This is a genomic window from Trichocoleus sp. DQ-U1 (assembly GCF_039961925.1).
Taxonomy (GTDB): Bacteria; Cyanobacteriota; Cyanobacteriia; order Cyanobacteriales; family FACHB-T130; genus FACHB-T130.
The window spans coordinates 58309-83937 of sequence record NZ_JAMPKB010000016.1 but is presented as its reverse complement, the minus strand read 5'-3'; the positions used below and the strand labels follow the sequence as shown (position 1 = coordinate 83937).

The 25629-nt window shown below is 45.6% G+C and carries 16 protein-coding genes; 5 read left to right on the top strand and 11 right to left on the bottom strand.

The features are described 5' to 3' along the window. Positions 1-6: 6 nt before the first annotated feature. From NDI34_RS09305 to miaA, 3 genes are all read right to left on the bottom strand, one after another. Positions 7-2916 carry a tetratricopeptide repeat protein gene (locus NDI34_RS09305; RefSeq protein WP_348232496.1) on the bottom strand — a complete coding sequence of 970 codons (2910 nt, stop codon included), beginning with the start codon at positions 2914-2916 and terminating at the stop codon, positions 7-9. 300 nt (positions 2917-3216) lie between these two features. Continuing rightward, positions 3217-6369, bottom strand: coding sequence for a PAS domain S-box protein (locus NDI34_RS09300; protein WP_348232495.1), 3153 nt, complete (start codon positions 6367-6369; stop codon positions 3217-3219). Positions 6370-6924: 555 nt separating this feature from the next. Next, on the bottom strand, positions 6925-7851 hold the full coding sequence (miaA, locus tag NDI34_RS09295) for a tRNA (adenosine(37)-N6)-dimethylallyltransferase MiaA (protein ID WP_190429379.1): 927 nt from the start codon (positions 7849-7851) through the stop codon (positions 6925-6927). 342 nt (positions 7852-8193) lie between these two features. Between miaA and gyrB the strand changes: the two genes are divergently transcribed. From gyrB to NDI34_RS09270, 5 genes are all read left to right on the top strand, one after another. Then, positions 8194-10137 carry a DNA topoisomerase (ATP-hydrolyzing) subunit B gene (gene gyrB / locus NDI34_RS09290; protein WP_190440731.1) on the top strand — a complete coding sequence of 648 codons (1944 nt, stop codon included), beginning with the start codon at positions 8194-8196 and terminating at the stop codon, positions 10135-10137. Between the two features lie 438 nt (positions 10138-10575). Beyond that, on the top strand, positions 10576-11553 hold the full coding sequence (locus tag NDI34_RS09285) for a type IV pilin-like G/H family protein (RefSeq protein ID WP_348232494.1): 978 nt from the start codon (positions 10576-10578) through the stop codon (positions 11551-11553). An 89-nt stretch (positions 11554-11642) separates the two neighbouring features. Next, entirely contained in the window at positions 11643-13571 is a 1929-nt protein-coding gene (locus tag NDI34_RS09280; RefSeq protein WP_348232493.1) for an ABC transporter ATP-binding protein, read from the top strand. A 44-nt stretch (positions 13572-13615) separates the two neighbouring features. Next, positions 13616-14455 (top strand): DUF1838 family protein, encoded by an 840-nt coding sequence (locus NDI34_RS09275; RefSeq protein WP_348232492.1) that lies wholly within the window; start codon positions 13616-13618, stop codon positions 14453-14455. Positions 14456-14680: 225 nt separating this feature from the next. Further along, positions 14681-15229 (top strand): DoxX family protein, encoded by a 549-nt coding sequence (locus NDI34_RS09270; RefSeq protein ID WP_348232491.1) that lies wholly within the window; start codon positions 14681-14683, stop codon positions 15227-15229. A gap of 215 nt (positions 15230-15444) precedes the next feature. Here the strand turns inward: NDI34_RS09270 and NDI34_RS09265 are convergent, their stop codons facing one another. The 8 genes from NDI34_RS09265 to NDI34_RS09230 form a co-directional block, all read right to left on the bottom strand. Continuing rightward, a complete protein-coding gene (locus NDI34_RS09265) occupies positions 15445-17034 on the bottom strand; it encodes a DUF4070 domain-containing protein (protein ID WP_348232490.1) in 1590 nt (529 codons plus the stop codon). 90 nt (positions 17035-17124) lie between these two features. Next, positions 17125-18711 (bottom strand): B12-binding domain-containing radical SAM protein, encoded by a 1587-nt coding sequence (locus NDI34_RS09260; RefSeq protein WP_348232489.1) that lies wholly within the window; start codon positions 18709-18711, stop codon positions 17125-17127. Between the two features lie 156 nt (positions 18712-18867). Beyond that, the gene (locus NDI34_RS09255; RefSeq protein ID WP_190668467.1) at positions 18868-19011 is read right to left on the bottom strand and encodes a hypothetical protein; all 144 of its coding nucleotides are present in this window, start codon (positions 19009-19011) and stop codon (positions 18868-18870) included. A 55-nt stretch (positions 19012-19066) separates the two neighbouring features. Then, complete coding sequence (locus tag NDI34_RS09250) at positions 19067-20668, bottom strand: B12-binding domain-containing radical SAM protein (protein ID WP_348232488.1); 1602 nt, start codon at positions 20666-20668, stop codon at positions 19067-19069. Between the two features lie 286 nt (positions 20669-20954). After that, positions 20955-21914: an NAD(P)-dependent oxidoreductase gene (locus tag NDI34_RS09245; RefSeq protein ID WP_190532509.1), complete on the bottom strand. Its 960-nt coding sequence runs from the start codon at positions 21912-21914 to the stop codon at positions 20955-20957. Positions 21915-21973: 59 nt separating this feature from the next. Then, on the bottom strand, positions 21974-23023 hold the full coding sequence (gene hemE / locus NDI34_RS09240; RefSeq protein ID WP_190411105.1) for a uroporphyrinogen decarboxylase: 1050 nt from the start codon (positions 23021-23023) through the stop codon (positions 21974-21976). Positions 23024-23304: 281 nt separating this feature from the next. Next, complete coding sequence (locus tag NDI34_RS09235) at positions 23305-24525, bottom strand: hypothetical protein (protein ID WP_190415666.1); 1221 nt, start codon at positions 24523-24525, stop codon at positions 23305-23307. Between the two features lie 149 nt (positions 24526-24674). After that, the gene (locus tag NDI34_RS09230; protein ID WP_348232510.1) at positions 24675-25616 is read right to left on the bottom strand and encodes an LD-carboxypeptidase; all 942 of its coding nucleotides are present in this window, start codon (positions 25614-25616) and stop codon (positions 24675-24677) included. Positions 25617-25629 lie beyond the last annotated feature (13 nt).

Genomic DNA, 25629 nt, shown 5'->3' with positions numbered 1-25629 from the left:
GTAACTCTATATCTGCGTAAGTCCCTTTTGGACAACCTGTTTGTAAAAATCTTCAAGAGCGACTACACAACTTTTGTCGTCATAAAGATAGTCATGGCGAGCCTTGATTCTTTCTGAAACGTCGTGCCGCCAAATCGGGTCTAAACCTAACCTTACAGCAATATCAATATATTCTGCTTCAGTCTGAGCAATTGTGTCTGTCACCTCAAGCCTTTTTAGAAATCCATAAGAGTGACGACCTCGCATAAATTCGCCAGGACAGGTAACAACGGGTAAACTACAAGCGATCGCATCTAGTGTCGTGTTACCGCCAGACCAGCTTAAAGTATCTAGATAAATATCTGAAACTAAATTAAGCATGAGATACTCAGCGCGAGGTAGAACAGGTGAAAAAACACAATAGTCTTTACTGTTCAAACCAACTGCCGAAAAAGCGCGTTCCAAGCGTTCTTGGGGCACACCTGCACGAAGAAACATAAACTGAGCTTGAGGCACGCGACGGGCGATTTCAGCAAAAATATAGTCATGTTGCGGTAAATACTTGTAAGGAGCTTGAGAAGATAGGTAAACTACAGCATCATCCCTTAGCTGAAAATCTGCTCGTGTCTTTGTTAGCGGAGGAATCTCTAATGAAGGATAAGCAACTCCAACATTCGGCAGACGGATCAGAGTTTCAGAGTAATGTGCTTGTGCATTTTCTGGCTCCATTAACTCGCTGGATAAAAAGTAATCAATGGTCGGTAAACCAGTAGTTACTGGGTGTCCCCATACTACGCACTGAGCAGGAGCCAGACGCAAACCGGCAAGTTGCATCGTCGCTGCATCCATACCAATTTCTGGGAAAACAAGTATATGTAGTTTATCGGCAACAATTTGTTCGCATACTGCTTCGAGATTATTAGGAATATGATGAAATGCATCACTATAATTACGAAACAACTCAGTGATATTATCTGGCTGATTCCCTGTGTAGTAACAGTGAAATTCAAAATCTTGCTGATTGCAGTAACGCAGATAACCTAGTGATAAAAATGTTCCACTCCAACCGTGTAAGAATGCTGAGACATAACCAACACGAATTTTTTTGTTCTCCTTAAGCGGAGGCATGGATATAGCTTGAACCCATTGTGGATAGTTGGCTGCCATAATTTGATGGACTAAATTTCCATACTGGCGTTGCAATTCCAAATCGTTATGAGCCTGATACGCTAAAAAAAAGTTTGTTACACAACTAATACCGGCAAGAGCATTCTTTTTATCTTCAGGCTCTTCTAAGAATGTCCCCAGAATTAAACTTTGTATGCCTTGGATAAATCGCTGACGATAAAAGCTAATTTCATTGGCGCTATTATAATTAGTGGGTAATATTAAATTTTTAAAAATTTTAAATACATATTCATTAGGCAGGATTTGAGATGCCTTTTCTGCACTTGATATTGCTTCTTTAATCCGTCCGTTTTCCTGCAATAATTTTATAAAATAAAAATGCAGTTTACCACTTGTTGGGTAAAAGAAGATGCCTTCTTTAAGCGTATTGATAGCTTCTTTTACTCGATTTAGATGTGTAAAGCAATCACTCAGGTTAAAATAAACCTCTGCATCTCCTGTTTGAATTTCTAGCAGTTTTTGATATTGCTTAATTGCTGCTTCATACTTCTCTTGCTGGTAAAGTTTGTTAGCAAAATTTAGAAGAGCCTGAGTAGGATTCTTTTGGGCTTCTAATGCCATCGCTAGGTTATTTAATATATCAGGATTATCTGGAATTAGCGTCAGAGCTGTTTTATACACCTCAATTGCTTGCTCAATTTGATTCTGTTCCATTAACAAATTCCCCAAATTGAGGTAGCTACCAAAGTGGCTGGGGTTAGCTGCGATCGCTTGACGGTAGACTGCTTCAGCCTGCTCGCTTTCACCCGCCTGACTGAGGAGATTTCCTAAATTGTTGTAAGCTTCAATTAGTTTTGGTTCAAGAGCGATCGCTTCTGTGTAAGCGGAAATCGCTTGAGGATTTTGATTGATTTTCTCGAAAGCCAACCCAAGGATATAATATGCTTGAGCTACAGATGAATCTATTTTTAGTAAATTAAAAATTGTTTCAACGGACTTTTGATACTGTTCTGCCTCGTAATATAGAATTCCTAAGCTTAGCCACGCTTTAGTATCCCAGTTTTTCGCTCGTATAAAGTCACAATATTTTTTTTCAGCAGCTAAAAACTGTCCTTTTTCATGCAGCGATAAGGCTTCTTGATACAGATTGTCTAACTCCCTTTCGTTTTTTCCAATAAACTGTAATTCATAGATAGCTTGAATAACTGACTTCCGGCGCATCTTACTAAAAGTATTCCAGGAATAGTTTGCTTTTTTATTTGCATCCCAACTGAGTACCTGAATCCCATTCCAAAAAGTGTGATAGCCATCTCCTGGCGTCAGCAACTCCAGCAATAATTCGCACTCTGGGTTAGCAGCCATAAAATCCCAATTAGCTTGGCGCACCGCTTCCCAATTGCTATCATCGATAATAATCAATGCCTTCTCTGCTAGAAACGGTTTGATTAGGAGTAATCCTAATAATTGCGACCGATAGTCGTGAGCACCATCATATAAATAAACCCCGATTTTGTCATCTGGATTAATTTCTCGAAGCTCTAATAAAAATTCTTCAAAGTCTTGATTGCAAAAATAAACTCGATCTTGAATATCAAAACTTGATAAATTATTAATTAATTTATTCAGATTCTCACCGGATTGGTCGAATTCAGAAAAGTTATCTACAGCGTATGCCATTCGTTCTGGATGATCGAGCAGTGCGCCAATTAAAGTAGAACCTTGATAACAGCCAATCTCGCAATATATTTCATCTGGTTCCATGCACTCCACAGCAAAATTGAGCAACTGCATTACGTTGGCAGTAGTCATCCCTTGAACTTGGTCAAGTGCTTGCTGAAACCGCTTTGATTTAGGTACAACCGATTCGCGCCCCCAATTTTCATAAAGGCTGGGCAGTTGCTCAACAAACTTTTGGTAATCCATCGCTAACACCTTGTATGCTTACTTTTAGTTTATCTAAAGAAAAAATTAGGCACAAAGTTTTGGTTCGTTAAAATCTTGAGGAAGATGATAAACAGGGCAAAAGTTAGTGCTAGAAAGGGGAGGGAGTGCCAATCGTGCATACTTGACCTCGTAGCGTGTATTGCATCGACTGCTGGAATCACAGCGCTAACTTAGAAGCTCGTGAATGGATTTCAACAAATCTTCTGCGGTGTAGGGCTTCGACAAAAATCTTTTAACTACGCCACCTGCGATCGCTGGGAGCTTATGGTTGGAAACCAGTCCGCTCACGGCAATAACTTTGACCTGCGGGTTCATTTTTTGTAGGGCGCGGATGGTGGTTGGACCATCCATCGTAGGCATCATCATATCAATTAACACGGCATTGATTTCCGCGCGATGCTGGGCATAGAGTGCGATCGCTTCAATTCCATCGTTGGCAGTGAGTACCCGATAGTCATAGGCTTCTAGGGATGTTTTAGTCACTTCTCGAATGGCTGGTTCATCATCAACCACAAGAATCCATTCTCCGTGACCTCTGGGCAGTTCATAACGCTCCGTAGCTTCTGGATCTGTTGTAGTTGTGTTAGTTGCTGGAAAATAAACTTTAAATTGGGTTCCTCTTCCTACTTCGCTATAGACATTGATAAAACCGTCATGACCTTTAATGATTGCCAACACAGTGGACAGACCTAGCCCTGTGCCTTTACCGAGTTCTTTTGTTGTGAAAAATGGTTCAAAAATTCTTTCTAAACTTTCTGGAGGAATACCACTTCCAGTATCCGAGATAGTAATAACGATATAAGGCCCCATTTTGGCCTCAATATTCATCCGGGCATAGTTTTCATCGATAATAAGATTTTCGGCAGAGATACTCAAGACTCCACCATCTGGCATCGCATCGCGGGCATTAACGCAGAGATTCATCAACACCTGATGTACTTGAGTGGCATCTCCAGAGACAGGCCAAAGTTCCATCATTCGTACATCTGTATAGATTTCGATTGATTTAGGAAAGGTCTCTTTGGCAATTTTCTGAATTTCCCCAATTAAGTGCCCTACTTGAAGGGTCATTCGCTCACCTTCAACTCCTCGAGCAAATGACAAGACTTGCTTAATTAGCTCAGCACCGCGTTTAGTATTTGTTTCTAGTAAATCCAAAAGCCGCTGACTGCGCGGATCGGGAATTACCATTTGTAAGATTTGAATGGCGGCAAGAATTGGCGTCAGTACATTGTTTAGATCGTGGGCAATGCCGCCAGCCAGAGTACCGATACTCTCCATCCGTTGGGCGCGGCGGAACTGTGCTTCAAGTTGTTTTTTCTCTGTAATATCAGTGTCTACAGAGAGGATTGATTTGGGGTTGTTTTCATCATCGCGCACCAAACTCCAACGACTGGCAACGACAATTTGTTTGCCTTCTTTGGTGACTTTATACAATTCACCTTGCCATTCACCTTTGTTGTTAACAGTCTTGTGCGCTTCTAGGAGTTGAGGCGAAGGATCGTTGTACAAAATCTCCGAGACATTTTTCCCCAGAACTTCCTCCGCCTTCCAACCGTACAGTAACTCAGCTCCTTTACTCCAAAGTACGATTTTGTCTTTTAGATTTCGCACAAGAATTGCATCTGTTGTTACATCTAGCAAGGCAGCTTGTCTGCGGATTTTTTGTTCTGCCTCCTTTCGCTCGGTGATGTCCCGATCCATGCCGCGATAACCTTGGAATTTTCCATCACAATTCCAAACTGGAACTGCACTAGTTTCTAGGACAACCAGATGACCGTCTTTGTGAACAGTCGTATTCTCAAGACACGTAATGGGTTGTGCAAGAGCAGCCATTTGCCCAAAAATATTAGCAACTCGAAAAGCTTCTTCCGGAGGCATGAGATCGAAGGGAGTTTTGCCCAGAACTTCTTCTGGTTCATAACCCAAAATGTCGCGGAGCTTCGGACTGACATACGTGTAAACAACGTTTTCATCCACCTCCCAGACCCAATCGCTAGTCGTTTCGACTAAATTGCGAAACCGCTCTTCGCTTTGACGCCATGCCTCCTCGTTAGCTTTGCGCTCGGTAATGTCGCGAGCGATCGCATACATCAACCCTTCTTCAACGACCGGAGAGGCTGTCCAGGATAGCCATTTATACGAACCATCCTGACAGATGTAGCGGTTCTCAAAGTCGATGGTTGGTTCGCCCGTAGCAAGTTTCTGGAATTCGTCACGGGTTTTTCCTTGGTCTTCAGGATGAACAAAGTTAAACAGTAGCGTACAGCAAAGTTCTTCTTGAGAAAGCCCAAGTGTTTTCTCAAAAGCTGGGTTTACGCGCTTAAAATAGCCATCCAAACTAGCAATACACAGCATATCTAACGAGAGGGTGAATAAGCGATCGCGCTCTTCCTCTGCCCGCTTACGAGCGGAGATGTCCGTTTGCAAGCCTACGAAGTAGAGTAAGTTCCCCTCATCTGAAAATACTGGCGAAATTCTTAATTCATTCCAGAATGGCTGACCATCTTTTCGATAGTTCAGCAGCGTCGTTTGAATCTCTTTTTGTTCGGCGATCGCTTGGCGAATTTGAGCGATCGCTTGCGGATCTGTGCCAGAACCTTTCAGAAAACGGCAGTTGCGACCCATAATTTCTTCTGGCTTATACCCAGAGATCCGCGAGAAAGCTGGGTTTGCGTAAACGATCGGGTTGTCTGGCTGGTTCGGATCGGTAATAATCACTCCCTCAGAAGCTGAAGTAATCGCCCGTGCCAGGTGCCGGTTCTCGGTAGCAGCTCGCTGTAGCGCCTCCTCGGCTCGTTCGCGTGCAGCGATGCTGCGTTCCTTTTCAGCTAAATTGCGCCGTAGCTCTAGTTGGCTAATTACCTGGCGGCTTAAAGCTTTAAGTGCCTCTACTTGTTCTGGACTGAGGTTTCGCGGTACATAATCAACAACACAGATCGTCCCGATTATCTGTCCCTCAGGCGTTATCAGCGGTGCGCCCGCATAAAATCTGACGCTGGGGCAAGCAATGACGACCGGATTAGTGGCAAACTTCTTATCAGCCAATGTATCAGGAATCATTAAAATTTCGTGTTGCTCAAGTAGGGGGCAGAACCCGCTATCAAGGGGGAATTCTGATACTTCTAAACCCACCTTTGACTTAAACCACTGACGGTTTTTATCCAAAAAATTTATTAACGCAATCGGGGTTCCACAAACGTGCGCCGCTAAATGGGCAAGATCGTCGAATGCCTCTTCGGGTTCTGTATCAAGAATCCGATATCGGCGCAGAGCTTCTAGCCTCGCCGCTTCCTTACTAGACTCTAAAATTTTCATCAGTACTTATTCCTACTTGGACCGGATTTCGGTAGCCATCATCTGAAAATGCTTGTTCTGCCTTGTCGCGCTAAAGGTCTCAATGCTGAAAAAGCAGGAGAAAGTCTCAGCGATCAACTTTTCCGTCCGATAACCCTAGCTAGATTGTTCCCTGGCGCTCCAATTGACTAACAGTTCCAGGAAAATCTACATAAAAATCGCTAAATTCTACACATTCTCTCTCAAACTAAAGGTCTCCAGCCTTTTACCGCAGTGCCGGAAATGCGATCGCAACTGCTAAGGGTTATTTGTACCCGTAGGAATTAAAAAAGGCGGTTTTGCTGTTTTCATAGTCTATTAAATGGTTTTCCTATTCATATATAAATTCTATAAAATCTCTCTAAAGGTTGATGGCGGTTTAATATAGCAGAAAAGTTTATCATTGCATTTCCTGGGTAATCTGCTATACACGAATCCTTCAACTCCTTGTAGAAGAAAGCAAAGAAATCACTTCCATACAACTCGAAAATGTACGAAGTTAAGTTTAGTTACAAGAGTATAAAATTGGACAGGAAGTTAGCATCTAGCTTGAGGAGGCACATCCTGACAACTTGCGGCAATGAACTCTAGAACTCGTTGCCACACGCGCTCCAATAAATCGGGTTGATTTGCCTCAAACCACTCAATTTGGGGATAAGCACGAAACCAAGTGCGTTGTCGCTTGGCAAATTGACGAGTGTGCAAAACGGTTAACTCTTTGGCGTCCGATAGAGAAATCTCTCCAGCTAAATATTGCTTCATTTCCCTATAACCTAGCGTATCCAGCAGTGGCAGATTGCAACCGTATTTCTCACAAAGGGTTTTTACCTCGGCTTCCCACCCTGCGGCTAACATCTGTTCGGTTCGCTGTTCAATTCGGTGAGTAAGGTAGCTAGAGTCCGGGCAATCTAAGCCAATTTGGAGAATGGGATAATCGGGTGGATTCTCTCCTTGCTGCTCTGAAATCGGGCGACCCGTCACATAAAATACTTCTAATGCTCGCAATGTCCGCACGGGATCGTTAGGATGAATTTTCTGAGCGGCAACGGGATCGACTTGTTGTAGAAAAGCGTAAAGTTGGATTTGACCGAGAGATTGCAGTTGCGATCGCAATTCTTCTTGGGGCGCTACTCTAGGAATTTTTAACCCCTGCACAATAGAACGGATGTATAAACCCGTTCCTCCCACCAGTAAAGGCGGAGTTTCCTTGCCCAAAGCAGCAATTAAAGCTTGCGTCTGCTGCTGGTAATCTGCCACCGTCAAAGTTTCTGTGGGATCGCAGATATCAATTAAGTAGTGCGGTACCAACTTGCGCTCAGCATCTGTTGGCTTAGCTGTGCCGATATCAAATTCGCGGTACACTTGACGCGAATCAGCACTAAGAATTACAGAACCCAGCCGCTGCGCCAATGCTAATGCCAGCCCTGATTTTCCCGTCGCAGTAGCACCACAAATAACAATCAGCGCTGAGGGTTGAGGGCTGAGTGAAGAGGGCTGAGGACTGAGGACTGAGGGCTGAGGACTGAGGGCTGAGGACTGAGGGCTGAGGACTGAGGACTGAGTGAAGAGGGCTGAGCGAACAGGTAATTTTCCGCTGCTCCCTATGTCTGTTTCTCTCGCCTCCCGTTCCCTTGTGCCACCGTGCTTTCCTACTTTGTTACCTTTCACTGGGTACAGCCCCTAAACAAATATCTCTTGAAATTGCCCTACGGTCGCCCCGAAACCTTTTGTGTTATAATTTTGGAGTGTTTTTACATTTTTGAAGTCCCGGTGGGCTTCCAAGCCATTATTGGAGAATCCTTATTCATGACGAGCAGTTACAGTGCCGATCAGATTCAAGTTCTAGAAGGTCTTGAACCAGTCCGGAAAAGACCGGGGATGTACATCGGTTCGACTGGCCCTAGGGGACTCCACCATCTAGTTTACGAGGTGGTGGACAACTCTATTGATGAGGCTCTGGCTGGCTATTGCACCCATGTGGAGATAGACATAAACGCCGATGGTTCGGTGACGGTGACAGACGATGGGCGGGGAATTCCCACAGATACTCATCCCACTACAGGCAAATCAGCTTTGGAAACGGTGATGACGGTGCTGCACGCCGGAGGGAAATTTGGCGGCGGCGGTTACAAGGTTTCTGGTGGTTTGCACGGTGTCGGGATCTCCGTAGTCAATGCCTTGTCTGAGTGGGTAGAAGTAACCGTTTGGCGGGAGAAGCGGGAGCATATTATGCGCTTTGAGCGGGGTATTCCTGTCACCGAACTCAAGGCAACGCCAATTAAAGAAGCGAGGACAGGCACCTCGATTAGTTTCAAGCCAGATTTACAGATTTTTGTGACGACTGGCATTGAGTTTGATTACACGACCTTGGCGAGTCGTCTACGGGAACTGGCTTACTTAAATGCGGGTGTCAAAATTACGTTTACTGACAACCGCCTGGAATTAATTAAGGGTGGAGAGCCAAGAGTAGAAACCTACTGTTATGAAGGAGGTATTAAAGAGTATATCGCCTATATGAATAGCGATAAACAGGCTCTCCACGAAGAAATTATCTATGTATCCGGCGAACGCAACAATGTACAAGTAGAGGTGGCGTTGCAGTGGTGCGTCGATGCCTATACAGATACTCTGCTGGGGTTTGCAAATAATATTCGTACAGTTGACGGCGGTACTCACCTGGAAGGGTTGAAGGCGGTGCTGACGCGGACGCTGAATACGATCGCTCGCAAGCGCAATAAAATCAAAGAAAATGAACCGAACCTCGGTGGGGAGAATGTCCGCGAGGGTTTAACGGGGGTTATCTCTGTCAAAGTCCCCGATCCGGAATTTGAAGGACAAACTAAAACCAAACTCGGTAACACCGAAGTCCGGGGAATTGTTGATTCCCTAGTTGGCGAAGTTCTCACAGAGTATTTAGAGTTTCGCCCAAACGTTGGCGATGCGATTCTGGAAAAAGCGATTCAAGCTTTCAAAGCCGCCGAAGCAGCGCGTCACGCACGAGAGTTAGTGCGCCGCAAATCGGTTTTGGAATCTTCTCCTTTACCGGGTAAATTAGCCGATTGCAGTACGCGAGATCCCTCGGAATCTGAGATTTATATCGTAGAAGGGGACTCAGCCGGAGGAAGTGCCAAACAAGGACGCGACAGACGCAACCAAGCCATCCTCCCATTGCGCGGTAAAATTCTCAACATTGAGAAAACCGACGATGCCAAAATCTATAAAAACACGGAGATCCAGGCGCTAATCACCGCACTGGGATTGGGTGTTAAGGGTGAGGAGTTCGATGCTTCTCAGCTGCGCTATCACTGCATCGTGATTATGACTGACGCCGATGTAGATGGGGCGCACATTCGGACGCTGTTATTAACGTTCTTCTATCGCTATCAACGGGCGCTAATCGAGCAGGGTTACATCTATATCGCTTGTCCTCCACTCTATAAGGTAGAACGTGGACGCAATCATTACTATTGCTATAGCGATCGCGAAATGGCAAACCTGATTCAGCATGAGTTTCCCGCTAATGCCAACTACACCATCCAGCGATTCAAAGGTTTGGGTGAAATGATGCCGCAACAGTTGTGGGATACTACCATGAACCCGGAAACTCGCACTCTCAAACGGGTGGAAATTGAAGATGCGGCGGAAGCCGATCGCATCTTTACCGTTCTAATGGGCGATCGCGTTGCACCCCGCCGCGAATTTATCGAAACCTATGGCCCTCGTCTCAATCTCAACGATCTAGATATTTAGATTCTCCGGTTGAAATGATTGAATACCCCAAAATTGGGCAACTAATGTAAAAATGATTAGTACATAAGGTTGCCTTGTTACAAAAGTATGGTTAATTAAGAACTTAACCATACTTTTGTCTTTTAAAGCCCCTGCGCTAGATTTCCCATCAACACTGCACCAAAAGAACGCGATCGCTATTTTTTCTGTGACATCGAAGCCTGTAAAAGGCTATATAGCGGCTCTAAATGATTCATGAAGAACAGAACCCCGACTTCTCTAAAAATCGGCATATGAAGAACCAGCTCATCACTCAATTAGAATTGCTATAGCTTGGCTATGTTATAACTTGAAGGAAACTATATTTGCAATTTCATGTCTTACTAATTTAATCTCCGACATTTCACGGGAAAATTATCAAAATTTGGATAAAAAATATCAAGCAAACACCAAAAAATAATGAATTACTTTATCATCAACTTTGCCAAACTAGTGAAACTCCCAGTTAACAACAAGTTGATTGTATCCAGCTTATTAATCGCAATCAACGGCATCCTGGTGACAGGTATCCTAGGGACATCGGCAAATACCCCAGCCAAACCCGCACCCGCAGCGACTCCAACCAAAACCACACCAGCAACGACCGCCACCCAGCAATTTGTAGGGCAATGGCAAGCCGAAGATCCGCAAACCGGGGAGTTGGTCACATTTATATTTGCGCCAGAGGGAAAATTATTCATTGTATTTCCAACGTCTGATGGACCTCCGGTTGCCGTCGGAATTAAGTACAAGGTTAATTCCCAGGCTAAACCGGGACAACTTGACCTGGTTTTTAGCAAAAAAGAGAGCATCCTGAGCATTTTTGAATTTATCGATCGCGGTAAACTACGTCTGGAATTAGAGGGACGGCAAGCTGGACAACCCAGACCCAATGCTTTTACTGCCAAGGCAACGATATTTGAGAAAATTTCCGACAGCGCGACATTACCCAAAGACGCCAAAGTAATTGAGCTGGAAAATGCACAGAGTCAAGTGCCCGAAGATTCGCAGCTTCCAAAACCGCAAACGGAAGCCAAACTGTATATCGCGATGGTAAACAAAGCGCAACAGGCTTATTATCAGCAAAAAGGCAAATTTGCCACAAACACTGAAGATTTAGGTTTAGGCGGCGAGCCAGCCAGCGTGTATTACAACTATCGGTTGGTATCACCCGGAAAGGACGCCCAAAGCGTGATGATCGCCGCCCAAGCCAAGAATGCTGAAATTCATAGCTACACAGGTGCGGTATTTGCCACCAAAAAGAACGGTGAAGCCACCACCCTCGTAGCGGTTTGCGAAACCCAGCGCCCCTCAACCTCGGCTCCAGCGATGCCGAAACCGCCGCAGAGTGGCTCATCAGCAGTTCAATGTCCATCGGGTTCGCGTCTGTTACAGTAATCGGCTGCTGTCGCTATCAACAACCCGATTGATTCTCTCGCGAGCGCATAGATTGTTAAAATCCAGTTAAATTTTTCGCCTTGACTGCCATGAGTGACACCGTTTTAGACATCCGCAACCTGCAAGTTCAATTTTTAACTGATGAAAAGCAAATTCTGGCAGTTGATGGTATTTCCTTCAAACTGAGTCGCGGGCAGACTTTGGGCATTGTGGGAGAGTCGGGATCGGGTAAATCGGTGACTTCCCTCGCCGTCATGGGTCTAGTGCCAACTCCGGGCAGGATTAGCGGCGGTGAAATTTGGTTTCAAAACTCACAGGAACGAGGCGGATCTGTAGTGAATCTGCGGGATCTGAGTGCAGAGGAGTTGCGGAAATATCGAGGTGGTCAGATTTCGATGATTTTTCAGGAACCGATGAGTTCCTTAAACCCAGTTTTTACGTGTGGGTTTCAGTTAGTCGAGGCAATCCGTCAGCATCAAAATGTAACCCCTGCCGAGGCGAGGCGGCAAGCGATCGCGCGTCTCCAAGAAGTCAAACTCCTCGCTAGCGATGAAGAGATGCGACAACGCTATCTAGAAGAAAGACCAGAAGCCAGAAGAGATAGCGAAGCGGAAATTAATCAGCAGGTCAATCAGCAGAAATTGGCAATGCTGGATCGCTACCCCCACGAACTCTCCGGCGGGCAATTGCAGCGGATGATGATTGCAATGGCTATTTCCTGCAATCCAGCGGTATTGATTGCTGACGAACCGACAACCGCCTTGGATGTAACGGTTCAAGCGACGATTCTGGATCTATTGCGGGAGTTACGCGACGCCCGTGGGATGTCGATGATGTTTATCGGTCACGACTTGGGGGTAATTGCTGAAATTGCCGACGTTGTCGCCGTGATGTATCAAGGCAAAATAGTTGAATACGGCTCAGTTGAGCAAATCTTTTCTAACCCTCAACATCCTTATACCAAAGGTTTGTTAGCCTGTCGCCCCAGCCTTAACCGCCGGTTGAAATACCTGCCGACCGTCGCTGACTTTATGGAAGTGGTGAAGACACCTAGCGGCGAAATCGAGATTCGAGAAAAAATAGGCGTTAAGAGTCAGGAGTCAGAAGAAATTCTGGGTTCCACTCAAAACCCAGAAGCGATAGATCGCATCTCTACCACTGAGAAAGCTCTACTCTCTGTCCGAGACCTCCAAGTTGGCTTTCCAATCCAGGGGATGTTTGGTCAAACCAAACGCTATTTGATGGCAGTGAATGGCATCTCATTTGATGTTTATCCCGGTGAAACGCTGGGATTGGTGGGAGAATCCGGCTGTGGCAAAAGTACCTTAGCGCGTACCATCCTGCGCTTGATCGAACCAACAAGCGGGCAGATCGAGTTTGAAGGGGAAGATATTACAAAAGTCAGTAATCGGCGGCTGCGGCAATTGCGACGCGAGATGCAAATTGTCTTCCAAAATCCCTTTAGTTCCCTCGATCCGCGTCTAAAAATTGGAGATGCGGTGATGGAACCGCTACAAATCCATCACTATGGGAAGAATTCTAAGGAAAGACGCGATCGCGCAGCCTATCTCTTAGAGCGTGTAGGCTTAAATCCTGCCTGGATGAATCGCTATCCCCACGAGTTTTCTGGCGGACAGCGCCAGCGGGTTTGTATTGCTCGTGCTTTGGCACTCAATCCCAAATTCATCATCTGCGACGAATCCGTCTCGGCGCTAGATGTTTCCGTACAAGCGCAAGTGCTGAATTTGCTCAAAGAAGTCCAAAGTGAATTTGGCTTAACTTACATCTTTATTTCCCATGACTTGAGCGTGGTGAAATTTATGAGCGATCGCATCATGGTCATGAATCGAGGCAAAATCGAAGAAATTGGCTCCGCTGAAAATCTCTACCGCGAACCGAAGCAAGAATACACGCGCCAGTTAATTGCCGCCATTCCTACCGGCAGTCTAGAACAGATTCAACAGCGTCAGCAAGACCGAATCAAGATATCAGTAGGAGGGCGAGAAATTACTAGTTAAGTATTCATCCTTAGCTCAATCTATACTTTGGGGAAGCGCAAACTATGACCTTAACGAAATCAACAATTACCGATGAGCAGTTTGTCAAACTACGCTGTAGCAGTGACAGTAAAACTCACTATTTCCCGGCTACAGGTGCTATGTATGCCCATCCGATAGATAACGATCAACCTGTTCATCTGTTTGATTTCTTAGGCGTTGATATCTCGCGCTGTATTCAAGATAATTCAACATCCCGCTGGACGCTTGTAAGTCGTAAAATTACACTTTATCTCGATCCCAAAACTGGAGAAATTCTAAAAAGTTGGAAAAACCCCTGGTCAGGTGAAACACTGAATATTATGCACCGTTCTTATGACTACCAGGAGTTCCAGATTCCACAACAGATAGATGCTCACATAACTTCAGAAATATCCTCAGTTTCATTAGATTTCAATATGAAACTGCCTAACCCGTTATCAACGAACCCCAAGTTTGCAGATTATTCGCCAGAGAAGTATGTCCAATCGTCGGATTCCTACAAATTTATTTTTCCGACAAAAATACTATCTGACGAACCCATCAGTGCTATCGACAATCGCGCTGTTACACTTTCTTATTACCGCATGGGGCCGTGGGAACCGTGGATGAAAATGAAGGGGAAACCCGGCTTTTTAGTCTTAAATTACACTGGCAATAAAACTGATGTATTTGAAGATATCCCTGTAGCCATTAAAGAACAAATCGAACATCGGATGCCTTTATTCCGCGAAGCTCCAACCTGTAGAATTCAGCGTTCGATTGCTACCAGTTGGAGCCGTTTTGACGAACAATTTGATGCCTACCTACGAGGAGAAGAATTTCCACTACCCGCCCCGATTATAGATGAGCCTTGTATTGAATAAAGCCGATTCTTACTCTTGACAAATAACTAAACTCAGGATTTTACCTTATAACTTCAACACTCGGAGAATAGTGCTTGTTGGCTGCTATTCAAAAAGGGAAAAAACAGACTTATTTGGGTTGGTAGGTTTAGCTTGGCTAATTCATTTCTCATTAAACTTTAATTAATTCAAATCTCTACAGTTAAAATCAATAAAAGTTTAAGTAACACAGTTGGAGTTATAGCAATGACTGAAAATAGACCCTATATTGGTCTAAAAACTAGGGATATTGCGATCGCCTATTTGTTGCTGCGAATTTTGATCGGCGTGAATTACTTTAATCACGGCTTTACTCGCATCGGCAATATTCCCGGTTTTGCTGAAAATACTGTCAACCAACTTGCAAATTCTTATTTCCCGGAATTTTTGGTGAGGATCAATTCTTACTTAGTACCCCCGGTTGAATTAATCGTGGGAGTATTGATCTCCATTGGATTAGCAACGCGCAGCGCCCTAATCGCAACATTTATCCTGATGATCGTCTTGATGATGGGTGTCACATCCATACAAAACTGGGGTGCAGCACAAACGATGCTTATCTACGGGATTGTGCTATTTATATTGCTAGCTGGTAGTAGCTTCAATATTTACTCCATCGATCGCTGGCTTGGCAACAGGCGGACTGTTGCAGGTTCAGGAGATCATCGCGACAAAAACATACTCAACTTTGCCAACAACTTTTGGACAAGACGCAGACGGCAAAAACGTTTGTCTACCTATACCAGTCTTAAATAATTTCTGGAAGCAAGATTCCCGACTTCTTGGATAAGTTGGGGATTTAAACCACTGGCATCTCGCAACTAAAACAGGATTGCTATATACCAGGTTTAAATAAAGGAATTGCTCATCTTCAGTCACTTTATGGGCGCTATTCTGCGATTCTCCAAACCCCATTATTAAGTCAGTCTCTTAAATAATAGGGGTTTGGAGGATCTGAGGTGTCGTCTACCCTACGCATTCACTGGGGTTTTCACCTCTTGCGGCTGTTGAACCGTGTCTTCTGCCATAAACTCTGCCAACTGCGCCTCAATTTGCTCTTTAACGATCTGGCGATACTCTACAAAATGCTCGATTTGAGCGCAAACCGCTAAATAGCTGCTGATTCCGCCTCGATTGTGGCGATACATACTAAACAAGTTGCGCCAGAACTGCCAGCGAGTTTTACGAAGCACACCTTGCCGCCAACAAATGATTAATAAAGCTCGAATCACAACCCAATCTATTTTCTTCTTCGCACGTTTGCCCTTATTCGGATACGTCGCTTCTCCTAAGATGCGAAAGTGACGGTAAGTGCGGTCTAGAAAACGCTCCGGATCGTACAATGTCCAAAATGCATCAATGTATTCGCGGGCAATGTCTTCTAGAGGACGTGTGGGCACAAAGTTCATCAATGTCGTTTGATTGATGTTGGCAGATTCGCCTCGCAGCCGCCCTTCTTTCTTTAACCGATGCCAAAGGGCGGTATCGGGTAAAGCTTGCAACATACTAAATAAAGCGGTGGGAATTGCCGTTTTCTCGACAAAGTTGACAATGCGATCCCCTGCACCGGGTTTTTCTCCATCAAAGCCTACGATAAACCCAGCCATCACCCGCAATCCCGATCGCGCGATCGCTTGAACGGAATCACTTAATGAATCTCGCGTATTTTGGAACTTCTGAGTCAGCGCTAAACTCTCCTCATCGGGTGTTTCAATTCCTAAAAATACCGCCCCAAAATTACACTGAACCATCATATCCATCAATTCCTGATCTTTTGCCAAATCCACCGATGCTTCCGTCGCAAAAGAGAAAGGGTACTGATGTTCCACCATCCACGGTTGCAACTCTTTCAGGAATAGCTTTACATTCCGCTTATTCCCGATAAAATTGTCATCCACCATAAAGATGCTACGTCGCCAACCCAACTCATAAAGGCGTTCTAATTCTGCTAATAATTGAGATGGCGTTTTTGTGCGCGGTTTGCGTCCGTAAAGGACAATAATGTCGCAGAATTCGCATTGAAATGGGCATCCCCGCGAAAACTGCACAGACATTTCTGAATAAGCGTCAAAATCTAGTAGATCAAAGCGGGGAACGGGTGTGGAACTGACATCCGGCTTCTCTCCTCCCGCCCGAAAAGTTCCTGAAGTTTCGCCACGTTGCACTGCCTCTACAAACATCGGCAGGGTGATTTCCCCTTCATCCAAAATCAAATAATCTGCGCCGACTGATTCTACTTCTTGAGGTAAAGCCGTAGGATAAGGGCCACCGACTGCGACTAACTTACCCCGACGCTTTGCTTCTTTGATTTGATCTAGCAAATCTTCTTTTTGGACAATCATCGCCGAAAGAATTACTAAATCTGCCCATGCCCATTCAGCTTCAGTTATTTGGGTAACATTTCGATCTACTAACTTAAACTCCCATTCTTGGGGCAAAATTGCAGCAACGGTCACTAAACCTAAAGGCGGCAACATTGCCTTACGATTTAGTAAAGCTAAAGTTTTTTCAAAAGACCAAAAACTTTTCGGAAATAGTGGATATAAAAGTAAAACTCGCATTAATTGACAATCCTCACGCTTAATTGGTCATTGATGAGAAGGAATGAAAAATGGGTAAAAAATTTCCAATTCCCCATTTTTCACTTGATATCACGCACTCGCACCGACACTGTTTTTCACAGAAGAAACTTTAGCTTCCTGTTTCGATTGTTGTGCTAGATACTCAGCTAACTGCACCTCAATTTGGTCTTTAACAATCTGGCGATATTCGAGAAAATGCTCGTTGTGGGCACAGACGGTGAGGTAATGATCCCAAACACCAGGGTTGTGTTTGATGATACTAAACAGATGGTGCCAGAACTTCCAGCGAGTGTGACGCTTAATGCCTTGTCTCCACGCCACAATTGCCAGAGCCCTTAACTCCATCAGACCCGGCATTTTAAAAGGAACTTTTACTTTGGGTGCGCCCAGCATCAGAAAATGGCGATAAGCCCGATCTAAAAACTTTTCAGCATCGTATAAATCCCAGAAGGCGTTGATGTATTCCCTGGTAATCTCTTCTACGGGTCGGGTCGGGATAAAATTCATCACATTGAACTGGTTGCCCGATGCGCTATCCAGCAATCGCCCCTCTTTTTCTAGGCGGAACCAGAGGGCAGTGTGGGGTAAAGCTTGTAGCATTCCGAAAATAGTCGTCGGAATCGCCGTTTGTTCGGCAAAGCGGACAATGCGATCGCCTGCGCCAGATTTTTCTCCATCAAAGCCAATGATAAACCCAGCCATCACCCGCAACCCCGCCCGCGTGATGGTTTCTACCGAGTCAGCAAGTGAAGTTCGGTTATTTTGAAACTTCTTCGTCATCTGCAAACTGGCTTCATCCGGCGTTTCAATCCCCAGAAACACCGCATTGAAATTGCACTCCACCATTAAATCCATCAGTTCTTGGTCTTGCGCCAAATCAACCGAGGCTTCAGTGTTAAAGCTGAAGGGATACTGGTGTTCCGCTTGCCAAGTTTTTAACTCTTTGAGAAATAACTTAACATTGCGCTTATTGCCGATGAAGTTATCATCCACCATGAAAACGCTACGACGCCACCCCAATTGGTAGAGATACTCTAACTCTGCTAATAGCTGTTCCGGTGTTTTCGTTCGGGGTTTGCGACCATACAAAACAATAATGTCGCAAAATTCACACTGGAAAGGACAACCCCGCGAAAACTGTACCGACATCGTATCGTAAGCCTCAAACTCCAGCAAATCGAAACGAGGAACCGGGGTTATCGTCACATCGGGTTTTTCCCCGTCGGATCGGAAAATCCCACCCTCGTCACCTCGCGCAATGGCTTCCATAAACATTGGCAGGGTGATTTCCCCTTCATCCAAAATCAGATAATCTGCACCGGCATTGGTGGCTTCATCAGGCACAGAAGTCGGATAAGGGCCACCTACAGCAACCGCTTTACCGCGCCGCTTGGCTTCCTTGATTTGATCAAGTAAATCCTCTTTCTGAACAATCATTGCCGAGAGAATGACCAAATCTGCCCACTCCCACTCGTCTTCTGTGACGCTGCGAACGTTTCGATCGACCAGTTTGAATTCCCATTCTTGAGGCAAAATTGCGGCAACCGTCACTAAACCTAGCGGCGGCAATAAAACCTTGCGATTTACTAATTCTAGGACTTTCTCAAAAGACCAAAAAGTTTTAGGAAATAAAGGATAAAGCAGTAAAACTCGCATTGAATTGGCAACCTCGGACTAATTTTAGTGATTCGTAGCAGGGGCAAATTGTTCTATCACTTTCGACGTGCGATCGCTCATGAAGGAGTCATTAAATTGATCGAATACAATATGCCGCTAGGTTTTCGCTAATGATGAATGGATATTCCATGCTAACTAACTCAGTAGCCGAATGTAGTTAACCGTTGGTTTAGGGGGAGTGGGAACCTGATATCCACCTACTGACTCTGGACTTTCTGCCTCCCTACTCCCAGACACTACCAGTAATTTTGATTCCTGCCGGTTAACGAGCATTTTCATTTCAGAGCGATCGCAAAAGCCCCTGTTCTGTTAGCCATCCCGAAACAACCCTGTCTTATACACCGACGGGATTTTTTTCTTTTACAGATGCCGATGAGATATCTTCTATCTGTTGCAGTTTTGCTTCTTCTGCCTGAAACTCAGCTAACTGGGCATCTATTTCGTCCCGCACAATCTGGCGGTACTCTAGAAAATGCTCATTATGAGCGCAGACTGCGATGTAATGCTCAAAAACACCAGGATTGCGTTTGAGGATGCTCAATAAGTGGTGCCAGAACTTCCAGCGAGTAGTGCGTTTGACACCCTGACGCCACATCACAATCAGCAGCGCTCGCAGATCCACTAAATTTGGTAATTTAGCAGGAGCCTTGCATTTGGGCGCACCCAGCATCAAGAAACAGCGATAAGTCCGATCCAAAAACTTTTCGGCATCGTATAGTGTCCAGAAAGCCTCAACGTATTCTCTGGCAATCTCTTGCAGGGGTCGAGTGGGGACAAAGTTCATCAAAGTGGTTTGATTGATGTTGCCATCTTTACCTCGCAGGCGACCCTCCTTGTCTAATCGATGCCACAGCGCTGTATTGGGTAAGGCTTGCAGCATCGCGAAGGTAGTGGTGGGAATGGCAGTTTGCTCGGCAAAGCGAACAATGCGATCGCCTGCGCCAGCTTTCTCCCCATCAAAGCCAATAATAAACCCAGCCATTGGGCGCAATCCGGTTCGCGTAATTGCCTCTACCGCTTCACCCAGAGAACTGCGCGTATTTTGGAACTTTTTCGTCAGCGACAAACTCTCTTCATCGGGCGTTTCAATCCCCAAAAACACGGCATCAAAATAACACTCCACCATCAGATCCATCAGTTCTTGGTCTTGCGCCAAATCAATCGAAGCTTCTGTATTAAACCGGAAGGGATATTGGTGTTCTGCTTGCCAGGTTTTTAACTCTTTGAGAAATAACTTAACGTTGCGCTTATTGCCGATGAAGTTATCATCCACCATGAAAACGCTACGACGCCACCCTAATTGGTAGAGATACTCTAACTCTGCTAATAGCTGTTCTGGTGTTTTCGTCCGGGGTTTGCGACCATACAAAACAATAATGTCGCAAAATTCGCACTGGAAGGGACAGCCCCGCGAAAACTGCACCGACATTGAATCGTAAGCATCAAACTCCAGCAAATCAAAACGAGGAACCGGGGTTGTCGTCACATCGGGTTTTTCCCCATTAGAACGGAAAATCCCCTGTTTTTCGCCCCGCTGAACTGCCTCAACAAACATCGGCAGGGTGATTTCCCCTTCATCTAAAATCAGATAATCTACACCCGCTTTTTGAGCTTCCTCCGGTACAGAAGTTGGGTAAGGACCACCACACGCTACCAGTTTGCCGCGCCGCTTGGCTTCCTTGATTTGATCAAGTAAATCCTCTTTCTGAACAATCATTGCCGAGAGAATGACAACATCTGCCCATTCCCACTCTTGTTCTGTAACGGTGCGGATATTTCGATCGACCAGCTTGAATTCCCACTCTTGAGGCAAAATTGCCGCCACGGTGACTAAACCCAGCGGCGGCAATAAAACCTTGCGATTGACTAATTCCAGAATTTTTTCGTAAGACCAAAAAGTTTTAGGAAACAGGGGATAAACTAATAAAACTTTCATTGAATTTAAAACCTCACACCTTTTTAAATTTCAGCTATTAGCTAATACATAGCACACGAGCCTAGCTGAATCTGGCAAGCTTAGGTTAACTCTGATAGCTTTTTTAACGCAAAGGTCCGCCAAGGGTGACGTAAAGGTACGTAGAAAATCAGTAAGAGGTCTTGATATGTCTAAGAAATTCTTCTGAAGACAGCCTCTAACCTCCTTGGCGTACCTTTGCACTAACCTCTGCGTACCTTTGCGTTAAAACAACCTTTTAAATCTAATTTCTACTCGTTCTTAGCTGTCAGCTGCTTTTTTGAACTCCGCTTATTTTCAGCACATCGCTGAATGTGGCACAGTAATTCGGCAGACCCAGGGTAGCAGGATTGACGGGATCTTGGTAGGTAAAATGACGGTAGCGCAAGCAGAACCGATCCCAAGGTGCCATCTGAATTCGGAACAAGAGGATGAAGAAATCAGCTAGCCAGGGAGACAGGGGCACGCGAAAATAAATTTTCTTGTCTAAATAAGCACAAACTTCTTCTACGGCTTCGTTGACCGTTATGGGTGCTTGACCCAAAACCAGCTGTCGAGGTTCCGAGGGGCCAGGAGGATGTTCGATCAGGAATCGTACCACTTGGGCAATATCTCGCCCGTGCATATAGTGGAAACTGCCGTCAGCTTTAAAAAAGCGAATCAGGTCAATCAACTTTGCCACCCCTGGCAATCCTGAAGAAAGATGGGAGTAGGGTTTGTTGGCATCTCCTCCGAGAACCAAGGTCGGAAAGAGGGTAGTGATGCGGGGTGCGATCGCTAATTTCGATAAGCGCTGCAAACAGTCATACTTAGAACGGATGTAGTCTGTCCCTAGTTCTCCCGCTTCTTTCAATAATTCGTTGTCGCGTCCGAGGATGCTAGCAGTAGAAAAGTAAATGACTTGTTCGCAAACTGCGGGGTCGAGCAAGTTTAGCAACCGGATGGTTTTAATCACATTCACGTCAAATACCGCTTGGGAGCCGCCCCAAGCGGTTGCAGCTAAGATCGCGACATCGATTGTCTTGAGTAGATTTCCCACTCGTTCAATGTCTCGCAAATCAGCTTTTACAACGGTGATTCCCGGTCGAGATTGGTAGTCAATTTGCAGTTTGTCTGGATTTCTGACTAACAGATACAGCTCGTGTTCGGTTTCTTGAATCAGGCTTTCGCTAATGTAGTGACCAATGCAGCCACTCGCACCAGTTACCAAAATCCGCTTGGGGTTCATAAGGGTTGGTCATTCGTCCTTAGTCAAGAATGATTCGTCTTTAGTTCAATGACTAATGACTAATGATTTTTGACTGATTTGGCAGTTTCAAAGAAGAAAGCTACGTTTTCTTCGGGGGTACTGGGTAAAACACCATGACCGAGATTCATGATATGACCTTTGTTTCCGGCTTTGCGGATCGTGTCATAAATGCGATCGCGGATGAACTCTTTTGAGCCAAATAAGGCACAGGGGTCCATATTTCCCTGTACACCGATGTTTGAGCCAAGTCTTGTCCTTGCCTCTGCCATGTCTACCGTCCAATCTACGCTGACGATATCCGCGCCGGATTGTGCCATCCTCTCCAGAATGCCTGCACTACCATTGATGTAGAGAATCAGGGGAGTATCCGGATGCGTCTGTTTTACCTGGTTGAAAACTCGCTGCTGATACGGTAGAGCAAATGTCTCGTAATCTTGCGGACTCAGTTGTCCTGCCCAAGAATCGAACATTTGAATGACTTGGGCACCGCTATCAATTTGGTAGCGGACGTAAGTTGCGATCGCATCTGCCAATTTACCCAAAAATTGATGCAGCATCGTTGGCTCTGAAAAAGCCATACTTTTAATAATTGCGTAGTCTTTCGAGCTTTTGCCCTCAATCGCATACGCTGCCAGCGTCCAAGGGGCACCCACAAAACCCAAGACAGTTGCTTTGTTGCCGACTTCTTGGCGTAATGTTTGCAAAATTTCCCCGATAAAAGGCAGCGATTCCCCAGGTTCTAGAGGATGCAGTTTATCAATTTGCTCTTGGCTGCGGATGGGCGGATCGATGACTGGTCCTCGGCTTTCGATGATATCAAAGGGAATGCCAAGTCCCGGCAACGGAGTTAAAATATCAGAAAATAAAATTACCCCATCTGGCTCAAAGGCGCGAAACGGCTGTAAGGAGATTTCGATTGCCAGTTCTACTTTTTCCGAGCGATCGCGAAACGCAGGATACTTATCTCTTAAATCTCGATAAGCTTTCATATATCTACCCGCTTGCCGCATCATCCACACTGGCGGACGGTCTAAAACTTCACCACGGGCTGCCCTCAGCAGATACGGAACTTGGGTTGCAACGGTCATTTACACTTCACCTAAAGACTTATTTAAAGGCATTTGTTTAGCTTATCATTGTCGGATTCCCCAAGTTTAGTTTTGCGATCGCTTCTCTTGAGTTTGCCCGCCATGAGAGAGGCAATCCACGCTAAACCCTTCTAGATAGGGTATCAACTCCTAGAGACATGGAATGTGCGTTTCCCTAGTAGTAGTCAGCGAGCCTGAGTGACTCTCCGACACGCGAAAAACCCGGCTTCTTGAATCAACCGGGTTTTTCTGTTGCGTGCTTTTTTAACTACCTATTGACGTTATTTGACAATGCAGATGCCACTAATTTCAACGGTGCATCGCGTCGGTTTCTTAGCCGTATCTAAGTTGCGGGTGGTGGGGTTATAGGTGTATTCCCCCGCCTTGAAAACGCGGTTGGGATTGGCGCAGTAAGTGTAGGTTTGACCCGCTTCGGTAAAGTTCACGACCACCAAAGAATTCTTTGCCGGAGGACAACTATCCAAAACCGTCAAGCCATACTCATTTCGCAGCAGTTGGCTTCTTTGATCGTTAGCTGTAGGTTGAGTCGGATTTTGGGAAGTCGTTGTTTTCGGCTTTAAGTCACCACTGCTAATGTCAAAGGTGTACGCTCCTGCTTTGACAAGGCGGTTAGGATTGGCGCAGTAATTGTACGTTTGACCGTATTCGGTAAACGTGACAACAACCAAAGAAGTTTTTACTTCCGGACAGGTATCCAGAACCCTCAACCCATACTCATTGAGCAGAGCTTGTTTCCGGGGGTCATTTTGAGCTGGGGTTTGAGCCGGTGGATTTTGGGCAACAGCACCCCCTGGCTTGATATCATTGCTGCTAACGTCGTAACGATATTCGCCTGCCTTGATATTGCGGTTAGGATTAGCGCAGTAGGTATAGTTTTGACCGTATTCGGGGAAGGTGACAACAACAACATTACTCCTTACCGCCGGACAATTTTCTAGGACTCTCAATCCATATTCATCTTCTAGAAATTTTTGTCGCGCATCTTTTTGACCCGCGGGAGTTTGAGCCGGTGGATTTTGGGAAGTTGTTGTCTGGCTAATCCCAGAAATTGAAAGCGTGTATCTCCCCCTAGTGTTGTTCTTACCCAACACGCGAAGTTTATATTCTCCAGTCGTTGGCACTCGATACCTCACCAAACCCGATCGGTCATCGTAGGCAACCTGCGCCCCACTCTGTGAGGAAACTAGAACTAGAATAGGCAAAAGAGTACTACCGTCTTCTACATCAACAGCGGCAACGATTGCATCACCTTGCTTAGCATTAATCAGGAATTCCTCACCATAGGCTTTCTGGACAGGAGTACCCCTTAGAGATTGGTTTTTAAAGGTGAAGGTGGGAGAGTTAGTACGGATGAACCCGTTAACGTTTTCACCATTTTTTAGTGCGGTTGCTGCTCCAGCGATATCGGAGATCCCCGTAAACATCATCCCGGCGATCGCGACACTTGCCGCAACCCTATTAATAAACTTACGACCCATCATGGTAGACCCGTTTTCCTATAAACAAGAACTGCTTCCTTCTGTTTGGACAGATGATATCCATCCATAGTTCCCAGAGTCCAGGCACCTCAAACTTGTAAAGCCGGTTTGAAATGCCTGCTCAACTGATGCAATCTAGAAGTACCTAAGTATTATTGCTCGGTAGAGGAAAAACTCAAACTGCCGCGATCTGCATCTAACTCAGCGGGGATTCCCAAGGGTAAAGCTGCATTAGGGCCATCGTGACCAAAGGGGAGATCGGAGACAATGGGAATGCCAAGATTCCCCAAGCGATCGCGCAATACTTCTTCCACCGTCAAGCTAGAAATGTTCGGCGGAGCTTCGCAGCGGCTAAAGCGCCCCAACGCAATCCCTTTGACTTCCCGAAAAGCCCCTATCATCCGCCACTGCGTTAACATTCGGTCAATGCGGTAGGGAGCCTCAGTCACATCTTCCAAGGCGAGAATGACGCCCGCTAGCTGGGGCTGTACGGGCGTGTTCAGAAAATGCGTGGCTACCGTCAGATTGCCGGGGATTAAGATGCCGCTGACCTTACCGCTGCCCCAGCCGACTCCTTTTAAGGGTTCTAGAGGGCGACCTTCTACGCAATCGAACAGCCGCTGAATCGACCACTCTGGCTCTGTGGCCAGGGTAGTTAGCAACGGGCCATGAACCCCTGCAATGCCAACTTTACCAAGGCTCCACAGCAAGCCAGTGGCATCAGAAAAGCCGATTAGCCATTTGGGAGTCCGGTGTAAAAAATCTACTATTTTTTGTTCCGCACCCTGCCAAGACCAATTTTCTAGTAAGCGGGCGCTCCCGTAACCGCCTCTAGCACAGAGAATGCCTTTGCAGTCAGGGTTTTGCCAAGCGTCTGCGAGGTTTTCGCGGCGGCTTTCATCGCTACCCGCAAGGTAGCCCCATCGTTCCTCAACACCGCTACTAATTTCGACTTGATAGCCGCGCGATCGCCATATTTCCACACCTTTGTGGAACGCTTCCTGTTCTCGCAAGGCACCGCTGGGAGCAATGACTCGCAGCAAGTCGCCAGTTTGTAAAGGCGGGGGTAGTTGGTACGCGGAAAAATCCAAAATTCTTCTGGTTTAA